At 42.9% G+C, this 15,084-nt stretch carries 15 protein-coding genes and 1 pseudogene; 11 read left to right on the plus strand and 5 right to left on the minus strand.

From position 1 onward, the window contains the following. Positions 1-193 precede the first annotated feature (193 nt). The 5 genes from urtA to urtE all read left to right on the plus strand — a co-directional run bounded on the left by urtA (position 194) and on the right by urtE (position 5,807). A complete protein-coding gene (gene urtA / locus WH214_RS02035; protein WP_339422000.1) occupies positions 194-1,477 on the plus strand; it encodes an urea ABC transporter substrate-binding protein in 1,284 nt (427 codons plus the stop codon). 96 nt (positions 1,478-1,573) lie between these two features. Next, a complete protein-coding gene (gene urtB / locus WH214_RS02040) occupies positions 1,574-3,205 on the plus strand; it encodes an urea ABC transporter permease subunit UrtB (RefSeq protein WP_339422001.1) in 1,632 nt (543 codons plus the stop codon). 4 nt (positions 3,206-3,209) lie between these two features. Next, positions 3,210-4,283, plus strand: coding sequence for an urea ABC transporter permease subunit UrtC (gene urtC, locus WH214_RS02045; RefSeq protein ID WP_339422002.1), 1,074 nt, complete (start codon positions 3,210-3,212; stop codon positions 4,281-4,283). Continuing rightward, the gene (urtD, locus tag WH214_RS02050; RefSeq protein ID WP_004691767.1) at positions 4,280-5,098 is read left to right on the plus strand and encodes an urea ABC transporter ATP-binding protein UrtD; all 819 of its coding nucleotides are present in this window, start codon (positions 4,280-4,282) and stop codon (positions 5,096-5,098) included. Before urtC ends, urtD begins: the two co-directional genes overlap by 4 nt. A gap of 10 nt (positions 5,099-5,108) precedes the next feature. After that, complete coding sequence (gene urtE, locus WH214_RS02055; RefSeq protein WP_339422003.1) at positions 5,109-5,807, plus strand: urea ABC transporter ATP-binding subunit UrtE; 699 nt, start codon at positions 5,109-5,111, stop codon at positions 5,805-5,807. 73 nt (positions 5,808-5,880) lie between these two features. On the opposite strand, the gene WH214_RS02060 is transcribed toward urtE, so the two are convergent. After that, a complete protein-coding gene (locus WH214_RS02060; protein ID WP_339422004.1) occupies positions 5,881-6,603 on the minus strand; it encodes a hypothetical protein in 723 nt (240 codons plus the stop codon). Positions 6,604-6,799: 196 nt separating this feature from the next. Between WH214_RS02060 and WH214_RS02065 the strand changes: the two genes are divergently transcribed. After that, complete coding sequence (locus tag WH214_RS02065; protein WP_339422005.1) at positions 6,800-7,306, plus strand: DUF1877 family protein; 507 nt, start codon at positions 6,800-6,802, stop codon at positions 7,304-7,306. On the opposite strand, the gene WH214_RS02070 is transcribed toward WH214_RS02065, so the two are convergent. The 3 genes and pseudogenes from WH214_RS02070 to WH214_RS02080 all read right to left on the minus strand — a co-directional run. Beyond that, positions 7,295-7,849, minus strand: coding sequence for a GNAT family N-acetyltransferase (locus WH214_RS02070; protein ID WP_339422006.1), 555 nt, complete (start codon positions 7,847-7,849; stop codon positions 7,295-7,297). The two genes, WH214_RS02065 and WH214_RS02070, sit on opposite strands and share 12 nt — an antisense overlap. A 49-nt stretch (positions 7,850-7,898) precedes the next feature. After that, positions 7,899-8,648 (minus strand): outer membrane protein OmpK, encoded by a 750-nt coding sequence (locus WH214_RS02075; RefSeq protein ID WP_339992770.1) that lies wholly within the window; start codon positions 8,646-8,648, stop codon positions 7,899-7,901. A gap of 153 nt (positions 8,649-8,801) precedes the next feature. After that, a pseudogene (locus tag WH214_RS02080) lies at positions 8,802-9,009 on the minus strand (purine permease); the annotation flags it as partial. A gap of 330 nt (positions 9,010-9,339) precedes the next feature. Between WH214_RS02080 and WH214_RS02085 the strand changes: the two are divergent. From WH214_RS02085 to WH214_RS02105, 5 genes are all read left to right on the plus strand, one after another. Beyond that, complete coding sequence (locus tag WH214_RS02085; RefSeq protein WP_004691760.1) at positions 9,340-9,714, plus strand: HPF/RaiA family ribosome-associated protein; 375 nt, start codon at positions 9,340-9,342, stop codon at positions 9,712-9,714. Between the two features lie 139 nt (positions 9,715-9,853). Continuing rightward, on the plus strand, positions 9,854-10,396 hold the full coding sequence (locus WH214_RS02090) for a hypothetical protein (protein ID WP_004978318.1): 543 nt from the start codon (positions 9,854-9,856) through the stop codon (positions 10,394-10,396). A gap of 14 nt (positions 10,397-10,410) precedes the next feature. Beyond that, positions 10,411-11,181 carry a transporter gene (locus WH214_RS02095; RefSeq protein WP_104221638.1) on the plus strand — a complete coding sequence of 257 codons (771 nt, stop codon included), beginning with the start codon at positions 10,411-10,413 and terminating at the stop codon, positions 11,179-11,181. 19 nt (positions 11,182-11,200) lie between these two features. Next, positions 11,201-13,027 carry a protein-disulfide reductase DsbD gene (dsbD, locus tag WH214_RS02100; RefSeq protein ID WP_339422007.1) on the plus strand — a complete coding sequence of 609 codons (1,827 nt, stop codon included), beginning with the start codon at positions 11,201-11,203 and terminating at the stop codon, positions 13,025-13,027. A gap of 17 nt (positions 13,028-13,044) precedes the next feature. Further along, positions 13,045-13,683, plus strand: a complete 639-nt coding sequence (locus WH214_RS02105) for a glutathione S-transferase family protein (RefSeq protein WP_339422008.1) — start codon at positions 13,045-13,047, stop codon at positions 13,681-13,683. On the opposite strand, the gene WH214_RS02110 is transcribed toward WH214_RS02105, so the two are convergent. Then, positions 13,680-14,912 carry a GGDEF domain-containing protein gene (locus tag WH214_RS02110; protein ID WP_339422009.1) on the minus strand — a complete coding sequence of 411 codons (1,233 nt, stop codon included), beginning with the start codon at positions 14,910-14,912 and terminating at the stop codon, positions 13,680-13,682. The two genes, WH214_RS02105 and WH214_RS02110, sit on opposite strands and share 4 nt — an antisense overlap. Between the last annotated feature and the right edge of the window lie 172 nt (positions 14,913-15,084).

The following is a 15,084-nucleotide window of genomic DNA, read 5'->3' on the forward strand; positions in this document are numbered from 1 at the left end:
AAAATCTACCTAAAATACAGTGTATTTAAAAATTAATAAATGATTGAAAAATATTAAGATAATTAAAAATTTGATAATGATTTTCACATCATAAAACCCTGCTTGGCATAGAAATTGAATTGGCACTCATAGCGCGAATAACAATCATGCATTGCAAAATGCACCCTAAGTTTCAAGTTTGGAGAAAATCAAGATGTTCCAACAAAAATTACTCACTAAAACATTCCTTGCAACTGCAATGATGGGGACTATTGCTTTGACAGGTTGTTCAAAACCTGCGGAGAAAGCGGAAACAGCAACGTCTGAGCCAACAGCGGCAGTGAGTAGTGCTGACACCATCAAAGTCGGAATTTTGCACTCGCTCTCAGGCACCATGGCAATTTCTGAAACCTCTCTCAAAGACACAGCATTGATGACCATCAATGAAATTAATGCCAATGGTGGGGTACTGGGTAAAAAATTAGAACCTGTAGTGGTCGATCCAGCATCTGATTGGCCTTTATTTGCTGAAAAAGCACGTCAACTCATTACCCAAGATAAAGTCGCGGTGATTTTTGGTTCATGGACATCGGTATCGCGTAAGTCAGTGTTACCTGTGGTAGAAGAGTTGAATGGTTTATTGTTCTATCCCGTGCAATATGAGGGGCAGGAACAGTCGAAAAATATTTTCTATACAGGCGCCGCACCGAACCAACAGGCGATTCCTGCGGTGGAATATTTGATGAGCGAAGAGGGCGGTAAAGCAGAGCGCTTTGTTCTACTCGGTACGGACTATGTCTACCCACGCACCACCAATAAAATTTTACGTGCGTTCTTGAAGTCCAAAGGTGTGGCCGATGCGGACATCATGGAAGAGTACACCCCCTTCGGTCATAGTAACTATCAAACCATTGTTGGGAATGTGAAAAAATTTGCTGCAGGTAAGAAAACCGCGGTCATTTCAACCATCAATGGTGATTCTAACGTACCGTTCTATCGTGAGCTGGGTAACCAAGGCATTAAAGCTTCGGATATTCCAGTCATGGCTTTCTCTGTGGGTGAAGAAGAACTCCGTGGTATTGATACCAAACCATTGGTTGGACATTTGGCTGCTTGGAACTATTTCATGTCGGTGAAAAATCCAACCAACACCGAATTTGTCAATAAAATGAAGCAGTATGCGGTGCAGTATAAGCTGCCGAATGCTGACAAAATCGTGACCAATGATCCGATGGAAGCCACCTATGTGGGCATCAATATGTGGAAACAAGCGGTTGAAAAAGCAAGCAGCACCGATGTTGATAAAGTTCGCGTTGCGATGGCTGGTCAAGAGTTCAAAGCACCATCAGGCTATACCTTAAAAATGGATGCTGAAAATCATCATCTACAAAAACCTGTGATGATTGGTGAAATTCGTGGTGATGGTCAGTTTGACGTGGTCTATAAAACACCAAATGTGATTAAGGCGGAACCTTGGAGTCCGTACATTCCTAAATAATTTTCTTAAGCGTTGAGCCTGCTGCGATCGCTGTGGGCTTTTCAGTAAGCACATCCCGATGCGGGATGTTTTAAGCAAGCTTAAGGAAGTCATATTATGAATCTTAAATTTTTTTGTGCTGCACTGATGTGCGCAATTGCACAGCTTGTGAGCAGCAGTGTTTGGGCTGAAGAGGCTCAACTTTCTGCTCAGACCCAAAACGTATCAGCATCGAATGATACGATTCAACGTTTTGTCAAAGCTGAGTTTGCTGAGCGCCGTGCCATGCTCAACCAATGGCCAGGGACGATTGAAGAATTTGATCGATTGGTGGCACTGATCGACAGGGATGAGCTGTATCGGGACAGTGCAGGCACGACGTATATCTTAAAAAATAATGAAAAATTATTGCGTTATCCCGATGAGCAAGTGATTGAAACTTGGCCGGGGGATTTGTCTCAGGTAACTTTGGTCAACACCTTACGTAAAGCCTTAAACTTTGGGCAGGCACAGGCCAAATTAAAATCTGAAGAATCTGCCCAACGTTTAGCAGCCATTGATATTTTAGAAAATAATCTGTCTGAACTGAATGTTGCGCAGATTAATCAGCTCTATCTGCATGAACAAAATAATAAAGTCAAACAGCGCTTGGCGCAGCTCAAAGCACGCCTCGACTTTGAAAGTCCAGATGTTTTAGTCCAAATTCAGGCTGCTAAAGTCCTTACCGACTCCAACCGTCCCGAGGTGCTGGCACTGGTTGAGCAGGCTTTAACTCAATCAAATTTAAACCCAGAACTCAAAGCCGTGTTGGTGGATGCAAAAAGTCAGATTAAAACACGGATTCAGGCCAGTGAATGGGCTGGACATGTGTTTTCAGGTTTCAGTACAGCCAGTATTTTACTGCTAGCAGCGCTCGGTTTAGCCATCACTTATGGTCTGCTTGGTGTGATTAATATGGCGCATGGTGAGTTGATTATGATAGGGGCCTATACCACCTATGTGGTGCAAAGCTTGTTTAAGACATACTTAGGCAGTTATGTCGATTGGTATTTAATTGCAGCTATTCCTGCGGCGTTTGTGGTAAGTGCACTGATTGGCATGTTGATTGAACGGACGGTAATTCGACCACTATATGGTCGTCAGTTGGAAACGCTGTTGGCGACTTTTGGCGTCAGTCTGATTTTGATGCAATTGGTACGGATGATTTTTGGCGCACAAAATGTTGAAGTCTCGAATATTTCTTGGTTATCGGGGGGGATAGCGCTGAGTCCAAGTTTGATGCTGCCGTATAACCGGATTGCCATTATTGTGTTTACGGTTGTGGTGCTACTGCTGTTGGTTTACCTGCTCAATAAAACCCGCTTTGGTCTGTTTGTTCGTGCCGTAACACAAAACCGTCAAATGGCACGTGCTGTCGGTATCCGCTCTAGTCGTATCGATATGTTGGCCTTTGGGCTGGGTTCAGGCTTAGCTGGTCTAGCAGGCTGTGCCTTAGCACAAGTGGGCAATGTTGGGCCTGATTTGGGTCAGAACTACATTATCGATGCTTTCTTGGTTGTTGTGGTGGGTGGTGTCGGGCAAGTTTGGGGAGCTGTGCTGGCGGCGCTTGGTTTAGGGATCAGCGGTACGGTCCTTGAAATTGGGATGGGGGCTGTTCTTGCAAAAATTATTCTACTGGTTCTTGTGATTTTGTTTATTCAAAAACGTCCACAAGGTTTGTTTGCCATCAAAGGCCGTTTTGTGGAGTAAGCGCATGAAAATCACTTCTTTATTTTCCGATAAACCTTATAGTGCACTCGCTATTGCGGTCTGCTTTGCGGTGATGTTGATCCTGCCTTGGTTACATTTACTACCAGTAGATTCAGCCTTTCATCTCTCTGCGTATTGGGTCACCTTGATTGGCAAAATCATGTGTTTGGCTCTGGTGGCTTTGGCGCTAGACTTGGTTTGGGGTTATGCAGGCATTTTAAGCCTAGGCCATGGCTTGTACTTTGCGCTTGGTGGTTATGCCTTTGGTATGTATCTGATGCGCCAGACGGCAGGTGATAGCCTGCCTGACTTTATGCGGTTTTTAAGCTGGACTGAACTGCCGTGGTATTGGGTGGGCAGCAATCATTTCTTATGGGCTTTGGCCTTGGTGGTGTTGGTGCCTGGTATGGTGGCCTTCATCTTTGGTTTCTTTGCCTTTCGCTCGAAAATTAAAGGCGTGTATTTCTCAATTATTACGCAGGCCATGACATTTGCTGCGGCACTGTTATTTTTCCGTAATGAAACAGGCTTTGGCGGAAACAATGGGTTTACAGGCTTTAAGACTATTTTAGGCATGGACATCACTTCTGCTCCTATGCGTGCCACCTTATGTTCCCTAACGGCTTTGGTGTTGATGTTGTGCTTTGTGGGGTTGCGTCATTTAATGAATAAACCCTACGGTCGTGTGCTGGGGACAATTAGGGACAGTGAAAACCGCTTGCAGTACTTGGGTTACCGCACGTTGTGGTACAAGCTTTCTGCATGGGTGCTGTCCGCAGTAATTGCAGGTATTGCAGGAGCCTTGTATGTGCCTCAGGCTGGCATTATTAACCCGAGTGAAATGAACCCCGTCAATTCGATTGAAATGGCGGTATGGGTGGCTGCGGGTGGGCGCGGAACTTTGATTGGCCCAATTTTGGGTGCAGGGTTAATTAATGGCGTAAAAACCTATTTCACCGTGGCTTATCCAGAAGCATGGTTATTGATCTTGGGTGCTTTATTTATTGTAGTCACCATTTTCTTACCCAAAGGTGTCATTGGTCTGTTTGACCGTTTTAAAAAGGAGCGTAGCGAATGAGTGAGCTAATACAACCTCATGGTGGCCATGCTTCAGACGGCTATGGACGTCCCAAAGAACAAGGCGCCGACTTCAGTCATGGGATTGCACTGTACTTGGAGAAAGTTAGTGTTTGGTTTGATGCATTTCGTGCCTTAAATGATTTATCGCTATACATCCAAGAAGGGGAGCTACGCTGCATCATTGGGCCCAATGGGGCAGGTAAAACCACACTAATGGATGTGATTACGGGAAAAACCCGACCGACAGAAGGCTCGGCTTTTTTTGGGCAAAACTATGATTTGGCCAAGATGAGTACCGAGCAAATTGCGGAAGCAGGCATTGGGCGTAAATTTCAAAAACCCACGGTGTTTGAAAATTTTAGTGTGATGGAAAACTTACTACTCGCTGCACCCAAAGATAAGCGCGTGAAGAAAAGCTTTTTTAGCAAACTTGACCCAGATGCACAGCTGGCTTTAGATGAGTCATTGGCGCAAATTCGCCTAGAAGAATGGGTACACAAACCTGCGGGGCTGTTGTCACATGGACAAAAGCAATGGTTGGAAATCGGCATGTTGCTTATGCAACGTCCTAAGCTGATTCTACTCGATGAACCCGTGGCCGGTATGACCGATGCCGAAACGGAACGAACCGCTGAGCTATGTTTAGAGTTAAAGAAAAATCACACCTTGGTGGTGGTTGAACATGACATGAGTTTTATCGATACCATCAGTGAAAAAGTGACGGTACTGGCTCAAGGGGCGATCTTAGCCGAAGGTACATTGGCTGAGGTACAGGCCAATGAGGATGTGATTGAGAAATATTTAGGACGTTAAGGAGACGACCATGTTAGAAGTCAAAGACGTCAATCAATTTTACGGTGGCAGTCATATTTTAAGAGATGTTTCATTTCAGGCCCCTGTGGGAGAGTGCTCCGTGGTGCTGGGGCGGAATGGCGTAGGGAAAACCACTTTACTGAAATGTTTAATGGGGATTTTACCGATCAAGTCCGGACAGATTCTACTTGATGGTCAGGACATATCGAAAATGAGTCCCGAGCAACGTGTGCGTGCAGGTTTGGCTTATGTGCCGCAAGGGCGTGATATTTTTTCAACCTTAACTGTCGAAGAAAATATCCTGATTGGCATGGCCAAGTTTAAGGGAGCGAAAACTCGAAGAGTGCCTGAGCATTTGTATGAAATTTTCCCAATTTTAGATGAAATGAAGCACCGCCGAGGTGGGGATTTATCGGGTGGGCAGCAGCAGCAACTGGCGATTGCGCGTGCTTTAGCATCAGAGCCTCGGGTATTGATTTTGGATGAGCCTACAGAAGGCATTCAACCTTCTATTATCAAAGACATTGGCCGAGTGATTCGTAAACTGGCGGATGGCGGCGACATGGCGGTGGTTTTGGTCGAGCAGTTTTATGATTTTGCCGAGGAGCTGGCCGATGCATATACCGTCATGGCCCGTGGACAAGTGATTGCGCAAGGGGCAGGCTGTGAAATGTCTGCAAAAGGTATTCGAGAATTGGTAGCGATTTAAGCTTTTTTATTCTCCCCCTCTTCCAAAGGGAGGGGGTGAGAATGATGAAAATGTTGAATGTTGTATCGCGATCTTAGTCTACTTTTAGAAATATACCGTCTGCCGAAACATTGTGCCCAAAACCACAGCTCATGATATTGGTTTCATTGACACGGATGGTGTGTCCCATTTTGGGATCGAAGGCGAACTTTAAATTAATTTTACAGTCATCGACCTGATATTGTGCTTGAGTTCGATTAAGCGGCATAGTGGTTTCAAATTCGCCAATATTGGGTCCATAGATGAGACTGCGTAATCCCATATAAAGACCATTAAATTCAATTTGATATACATTCTTAAGCGGTTTTACCTTAATCTGATTCCACTGCCCAAAGCCTGCATACTGCACATATTTACCTGCCAGTGTTGCTGACTGTTTAGGGGGTGGCAGTTGCTTTAAATTAAATTGACTGGATTTAGACTCAGCATCACGCAAAAACCATGCTCTAGCCCAAAGCGGTTTTCCCAACTTGCTATAACTTAAACCGACATTGTTGTTGGCAATTTCGACATCACGTTCAGTGAGGGATACACCACTTTCAGGTTGATTCATTAAACAAAAAGAAGACCACGTCGCCTGATACTGAAATTGCTCTAACGCTTTTTGATATTGTTTTTGATCATAAAATTTCTTACCAGTGCTGGCAGAGGTTTTGACTTTAGCACAACCTTGGCGAAGTTCTTGTTCAAAGGTATCGTCTGCTGAAGCGAGTGTGCTTACAGTCAAAAGCCCAATCAAGAATGGATACTTAAGCATGATTTGATTCCATTTTCGTTATGCTTTGAATAAAACATAGGGAGCTATTCGAAGTAAAGGGACAATCTTTAGGGGCTCGTAATTATTCAAGATAGAGGGATGATAGAAACTGAAAAATTACTCATACAAATTGTTTGAGCAGTGTGCTTTTAGACGCGTTAAGCTAATGCAAAGCAACAACAATAAGAGCAGCCATATGGACACATTATTATTAAGTATTCAGCCCAATGCTTTGGAAACGTTGATTTTAGAATCTATTTCTGTCGACGATGTGCTGAATTCGGAGCACATCGAGTCACACCTGCTTTTAGGTAAAAACTGGAAAATCTTACAGACCTTATTGCAAGGCAGTTTTAAGTCTGGCACTTCATTACTGGCCTTGAGTGTGCAAGCCGAGCATCACTTGGCAGAGCGCCAAAAACAACTTACAGAGGTACGTTATAACACCGCGGTTCGTGTAGTTGAAGTTCAAGAGGCTTTAGTAAAACTTGATATCGATGACTTTAAAAAACATATGCAAACCACGTGTTTGAAACGCTTAGAACAGGAGCATGGCATCCAGACCGAATCGATTGAATTGCAATTTGCCGAGTTGAGTTTAGTCTTTGCTCAGCTCAGAAACTTTTATGAACATGTGGCCAAGCATACGTATGCCGTGATCAGCGTCACCAGTGACAATTTAGTCCCGACCTCACTGATTTAACAGCAGTTGCATCAACAGCAGATCACGCCATTGCCCAAACTTTTGTCCGACTTGGGGCATATAGCCAGTTTGTACAAAGCCAAACTTTTCATGCAAAGCAATTGAAGCCAGATTGGCGTGGTCAATCCCTGCAACCATGACATGCATGTGCTGCATTTTTGCTTGTTCAATCAAATACGCTAAAAGCTGTTGACCTAAGCCCTGACGGGCATAGTTGGGTGAAATATAAATCGAGTGCTCAACGGTATAACGATAGCCTGAAAAATTACGGAAGGTGGCATAGTCTGCAAAGCCAGCAATAGCCTGCGTTTCTTGGTCTTCCACCACGCAAAATGGAAATTGGTTTTGTTGAAAGTGTAGTAGTTGTTTTTGGAAATGCGCTAAATCATAGGCATGTTCATTCCAAGTGGCCATGCCATGTAAGACTTCTGCATTATAAATATTTTGGATCGCGGGCAGATCGTGTTCAGTAGCTGGACGAATGAGAAAAGACATGAGGGCAAGGTTGTATGCGTTGGGAGGGGTATCATGCTGCTTTTGCATAAAAAAAAGCAAGACAGAAGTCTTGCTTTTGGATATTCACAAAAGTGAATTAGAAGTGGTATTTGATTAATGCGCTTACGTCATTTTGGTCTAAACCTTTGATGGCGTATTTGTTGTTCCAAACTGAGTGCTCAACACCCACATAAAGACGTGTATCTGGAGAAATGTGTTTACCTACATTCCATTTCCATTGAGTTGTCCAGTTTAACTCACTTGCATGAGTTGCATTTTCACCTGTTGACCAGTCAAGGAAGCCGTCAATAAGAAAATCTTCTGAACCAAGTTTAACTGGGATACCGTAGGCAGCAGTCATTTGGTAGTCATCAGTAGTCCCTTTTTCATTGTCTGCTTTGTAGAAGTTAAGCTGAGCATATTGGAAATAAGGAATAGCAAGATCAAAACCAATACCATAGAGGTAGTTATTGAAGTCTGCACCTGGGTAGTTAGAGCTGTTCGCTTCCCATGTTCCTGCAATTAAAATATCTTTGATCGGACCAGCTTCTAATTTAGTCCCTGTCACTGCGCTTAAGCTTAAACGAGGAGAAAGCTCGAAATATGTGCTGTTTTCAAAGTCATTGTGAGCACGGTCAGCAAAGCCGAAAAAATCACCATATTTTAACTTAGCAGTATATTCTACAGTTGCAGTCGTGTGGTGGTTGTTGTCATCCATATTTACAGGATGAGCATAGTTTTCACCATATAAACCAGTGATGCTAAAGTCTTGCCAAATCGGCGCAGCTTGAGAAATTGCCGCAGCAGAAGATAATGCTACGAAAGCAGCAATTTGAGTCAGTTTCATGAATATTTCCCCAAAAAATCGGATACAGGATACCGATTATTAAGCAAAAATAAAGCCAAATTTGACGAACGTCATGGAAAATAGATATCAAAAAGAGCCATTTTTTATACTTTTTTTACCAAATGGTTTAATGTTGCCTTTCAGGCATGACACTTAATTTGATATGGACCTTCTTGGAAAAAATGTTAGGTGATTGAATAATAAATTTAGCAATATCGACATGATACAGCTCGGGAAAATCCTAGAATGGAACAGGGTTTGCACTTATTTGGGGGATGTTTGCAAAGAATGAATGATCGATGTTTGCAGTCATTCCTGCCGTAATTGAAGTTGTCATAATCATGAGATTTTTTTGTTCATTCTAGCCAATGAAGTCACGTGAATAGTTAGAAGATGGAATCAAATCCATCTGTTTTTAGCCATGCAAGTAAGGGCTTGTCACAATAAGTATCCTTTTCATATTTTTTTAAAAATATCACTTGCATAATTTTCAGTTAGGCCCGATATTCAAAGGAGAAGGACACAGATCTGCAGACTCAAAAGTGTTCATCATTCAATCGATGGAGGTTACATTCCAAAGCAATTGAAGATGCTCGAATACTGTTAAAACAGTAAGTTACAAGTGTGCCAAGAGATAAAAATCTTCGTACAAAAAAAGAGTCGAATAAAGAAAGAGAGAGGATGTTATTTTATGAACATAGAAATCCGTACAGATAAAAACATTCAAAATAGTGACCGTTTAATTAGTTATATACGCGAAGAGCTGAATCAAGAATTTCAACGTCACAGTGAGCGCATTACCCACTTTTCAGTGCATCTAAGTGATGCCAATAGCCATAAAGGCGGAGATGACGACATTCAATGTATGATTGAAGCGCGTCCAGCAGGTTTAAAACCCGTGGTTGTAAATCATAAAGGTCATAATGTCGATACTGCGATTCATGGTGCGATCGATCGCCTTAAACGTAGTTTAGAACATACCTTTGAAAAAAATGATAAACCACGTGCTGGCCAACCTGTATATGCAGATCAGGATGATGGCCTAGTTGATGATGAGGAAGATTAAACCTCACCGAATTTAAAAAAAGCCCCTCAATCAGGGGCTTTTTTAATGCTGGGCACTCACTTTTATCCAACATTACGGATAACAAATGTCCCGTTTATTCGGCATAATAGAATAAACTGAATTGAAGAGCGTCATCTCCATGTTAACCGCGCAACAACAAGCTTTCGTGCAAGCACTTGAAGAATTAGATCTTCAACAAGTTCAACGTCTATTGACCGATGGGTTAAGTCTCAATTTTATCGATCCTGAAAAAGGACCTGTGATTTCTGTTTGGTCAGACGGCTTATTCAAATGGTGGGAAGCGATTTGCGAAGCGTATGAAGCAGGCGCACCGCTGTCAGAACAAGAAAAACAACAGACTCTAGCGGTACATTTAGACATTTTAGAACAACTGATTCATGGCAAAGCAAACTTGCATTTGTGGGATACAGAAGAAATTTATGGCCCACTTTGGGATGCGGCAAGTGCTGCATGTGCGCCTGCGGTCAAACGTTTGTTGGACGAAAAAGTCGATCCAAACACCAAAGATGAAGATGGTTTAACTATTTTATCTTCAATTAGCGATTTATTCTTTGATTGTGAATTTGACGAAATTAATTGGGCCGAAGCATTGGCTGAAGAAAAGCAAACCTTAGAGTTGCTTCGTCAGCATGGTGCAAAAATGACAAAAGAATTAGCTTAAACAGCGAGATCATCATGATGCAATTAAAACATTTAGGTTTATGTGTAGCCGCTGGGTTCAGTATGAATGCGATGGCCGCAGATTTTTCCTTTGACCGTCCGGGTTCAGGCATAGGGACAGGGATTACGCCTGTGGGGCAGTTGGCTTGGGAGCAGGGTTTGGCCAATGCGCACTATGCTGAATCGACCACGGCTGATGGTGAAAAAGTCAAAACCACCAGCTTAAATGCAGATATGTTATTGCGCACAGGTTTAGCTGAAAACATCGAATTGCAATTGGGTTGGGCTGGACCCTCTTGGCAACAAGTGAAAGTGGCTGGCCATAAGTCTGAAACAGACGGCTTGGGTGATGTCAGTGTCGGGGTGAAAGCGGCGATTCCCTTGGATGATGAGCGCCTGAGTATGGCGGTACTGGCTGAAGCGATTATTGCCACAGGTAATGATGGTTTCACCAATGAAGATGATATTTATAGCCTGTCATCTGTGGTGGCATACGATTATAGCGACCTCGTGTCGACATCCATCACCATGCGTTATGAAGTGCAAAATAGTGATTGGGCCATTTCTGCAATTCCGACTTTAGAGTACCAATTTACCGATAAACTCAGTGGTTTTTCTGAATTGGTTTACCGTAAAGCAGAAAGTCAAGACAATGAATATGCGCTCGGTACAGGTGTCATGTATGCGGTGAATAATCGGATGCAGTTGGACGCAAGTGTTGGTGTTGACTTAAATGGTTCAGATAAAAGTTATTATTCAGGACTTGGCGTTTCATACTTATTTTAATTAGAAAAAAGAACATATTATGAAAAAGCATCTTCATCTGAAACAGGGGATGAGCGGCAAAACGTGGTATCTAGCGCTGTCAGTATTGATCATCAATCTGTGTATCTGGGCCAGTATCCTAAACGTTCATGCGGAAACTCCACTTCTTTCAGCTGAAGATGCTTTTCCATTTACAGTGGAATCCACGACTGAGCATACGGCTCAACTGCACTGGAATATCCCTGAACAGTATTATCTGTATCAGCACAAATTTGAAGTGCAACAGGCGGGTCAGCCCCTTAAGCTTGAGCTACCGCCTGCGCATGATCTGTATGATGAAAACTATGGACACACCCAAGTTTATTATCAACAAGTACAATTTGACTTAGACACGCAGGCTTCACAAACTTATAAGGTGACTTGGCAAGGCTGTGCCAAAGATCGCATTTGCTATCCACCGCAAAGCATTGAGTTTAAAACCGATGTTAATGGCTTGGTTAGTCTGCAAGACCAAGCGGGTGGATCAAAACGACTGTTAGATTTAGCCGCGCAATCGAATCCGCAATTTGAGCCGATCAACCCAACGGTCACTGCTGAACCCGCCGCAACAGCTTCTGATACGATGGCTGCACAAGACCAAATTTGGTCTGAAGAGTTAGCCAAAAGCTCGTTGGCCTATGGTTTATTACTGTTCTTTGGCCTCGGGATATTACTGGCGTTTACGCCGTGTTCTTTACCGATGTTGCCGATTTTAACCTCTTTAATTATTCGCGATAGCAAAGGCCTGAAAGCATGGATGATTGCCTTAGTCTTTGTGTGCAGTATGGCCATGGTCTATGCCATTTTGGGCTTGGTGGCCTCATCTGCAGGTTTGAACTTCCAGCGTTGGTTACAACAGCCATCTACCCTGATTGCTTTTAGCATCCTGTTTGTTTTATTCGCGCTCAATCTATTTGGTTTGTTTGAACTTAAACTGCCGCAAGCCGTGGTGAATAAACTTGATCATATCCAGTCTATGCAAAAGGGTGGAAGCCTGATCAGCGCCGCGATTATGGGCATGATCTCTGCACTGTTGGTTGGACCGTGTATGACGGCGCCTTTGGCAGGTGCTTTATTATTTATTTCACAGACACAAAGTCAGTGGCAAGGGGCCATTTTGTTGTTCACCTTAGGCTTTGGTATGGGGACACCGCTGTTACTGGCAAGCGTGCTGGGAGCGAAGGTATTGCCTCGTGCTGGGCTGTGGATGAATCAGGTTCGGGTATTCTTTGCTTTCATCATGTTGGCTTTAGCGCTGTATTTTGTGCGTCCTTTGCTTTCTGAAACATGGATGCAAGCCCTGAGTCTGCTGCTGGGTTTAAGCTTTATTATCTATGTATTGTATCGTTTGATGTGGCATAAAACTCAGTTGCGCATGCTATACATCGTGGCTTTAGTTATTGGCGGGACGTATATTGCTTATAGCCAATATCAGCAGAGTCAGCGTTTCTTTGAATCACCAGTAGAGGCATCTGCGCGTTGGCATGTGGCAGCGACGGCAGCGGAGTTTAAGCAGCTCTTGGCACAAGCACCAAAAGGTCAAAAGATCATTATCGATGTTTATGCCGATTGGTGTGTTGCTTGTCAGCCAATTGAACACCGTATATTAAAATCTGCAACGGTACAGCAAGCACTTGCACCGTATTATTTAATCAAATTAGATTTAAGCCACTACGATGCAACCCATCAAGTGCTTTTAAACCAGTGGGATATTTTAGGACCACCGACCTATTTATTCTTAGATGCCTCACAACAAGAAATTCGTGGTTTACGTTTAACGGGTGCATTTACTGAGGCTGAACTACTAGCTCAATTACAACGTTTTTAACCTGAAGGAGAGCGGGTATGCAACGTTTATATATTGCTAATAAAAATTATTCCAGTTGGTCGATGCGAGCATGGTTGGTCTTGACTGCATTTGATCTGGATTTTGAAGAAATCCTCATTCGCTTTGATGCAGAAGCCCCCACTTTTAAGCAGCAACTTTCCCACATTCATGCCAATGCTAAAGTGCCCGTATTGGATGTGGGTGAATTTAAGATTTGGGATTCTTTAGCCATCTGTGAATATTTGGCCGAGCAAAATCCAGATTTAGCCCTGTGGCCTAAACCGGCCCATTTGAGAGCACAAACACGTAGTATCAGTTGTGAGATGCACAGTAGTTTTATGGCGTTACGCCAATTGTGTCCGATGAATATTCAAGCGCAGTACAGCATAGCTGAGGGTCAAGCTCTGTGGGCACAGCATGCAGAATTAAGAGCGGATGTTCAACGAATTGAACAGATTTGGGCACAGCGTGCGGATGAGCATTCCTTTTTATTTGGTGATTTTTCTATCGCCGATGCCTTCTATGCCCCTGTAGTGATGCGTTTCAAGAGTTATGCATTACCTGTATCTGAACGCAGTCAGCAGTATATGCACCATATTATGCAGCATCCTGCGGTTACACAATGGGTCGATGCGGCACGGGCAGAAGCAGTTTAGTTGGGTGAAATGTGCTGTGTGTCGCCACATGCGGCGCTATATTTGATCTCACAGGGATTGATTTCTAAATAGCATTTGATTTGATTACGTCCACTAGCTTTAGCGGCATACAGTGCTTTGTCTGCTTGATCCAAAAGTTGTTGCGGTTTCAATTTATCCGTCGCTAGGGCAATGCCGAAACTGGCAGTAATGCGAATTGCACGTCCATCTTCATTTTGAATCACTAAATCTTCAATGGCTGCACGGCAACGTTCCGCGATTTGACGAGCTTTAAGGGCAGAGGACTGCTTTAAAATGAGTATAAATTCTTCACCCCCAAAACGGCCCACTACATCACTTTCACGCAAATGAAGACCTAATTTTTGACTTACGGCAATCAGAACCGTATCTCCCATATGATGTCCAAATTGATCATTGATATTTTTAAAGTGGTCGAGGTCTAAAAGCACGATGGCATAGGGGCAATTTTTATTATGATGCAACTCATCTAAGCTTTGGTTAATGCTGCGGCGGTTTAAGGCATTGGTGAGTGGGTCGGTCTGGCTTAAGTGTTGAATCAGTCGCTCACGATGCCGCCATTGGCTGAGTAAGATTTCAAATAAAATCAGACAAGTGACAAGAATGGGGGCAATGAAATACAGCATTGAAAATAACCAAAACCCATTATAAAACAGCTTGCCGTTAATGGTGAAAAGTGGCGAGTAGGGCACGACATCTATAAAACTGAGATAGCCCGAGAAGACCAAAAAGCTGGTTGCGGGGATTAGCATGATATAAATGATTTTGCGTTTAAACAGGACTAAGCCCACGGTCAGTAAACAAATGTAGGCAATCATGGTCATTGGGCTTAATACGCCAACGAAATAACTGTCTTGGCAAAGAGAAATGACAAAAATGCCGATTGCGACATAGGGTAAAAAACGCTGTACCCAGACGCGATCATGTAGGACATAGCAGGGATAAATCAGTCCTGACAAGATCAGTAAAAAAATAGAGTTCAGTACGAATTGGATACGCACAATATCGAGATTGACCACCTGCCAATATTGTGGGTTCAGTAGGATAAAGCTATCCCAGCCAAGCCAAGCAATATGAATAATGCAAGCCAATACCAACATCAGAATGCACTTCTTCAAGGTACTCCAATTCATGATGACTTCCTCTTCCAGTAAATAGTGAGAAAGTTTATTTTTATTTAATTTTTTAGAGCTGGAGGCTAGTGAATTCATTCAATCTTTTTATCCTCATACTTTCATATTCTTTTTAATTTAAATAGTGTAATTAATTCTTAAAATTGAATTCAAAGATAGCATCTAAAATCATAGAAAAAATATCCCTATAAAAAGGGAAAAGTGTTCTATTTTTGCAACATAGTGTTTTAAATAAACCAATTATTCTAAG

The organism is Acinetobacter sp. MYb191, assembly GCF_037572605.1.
In the GTDB taxonomy this organism is placed as follows: domain Bacteria; phylum Pseudomonadota; class Gammaproteobacteria; order Pseudomonadales; family Moraxellaceae; genus Acinetobacter; species Acinetobacter johnsonii.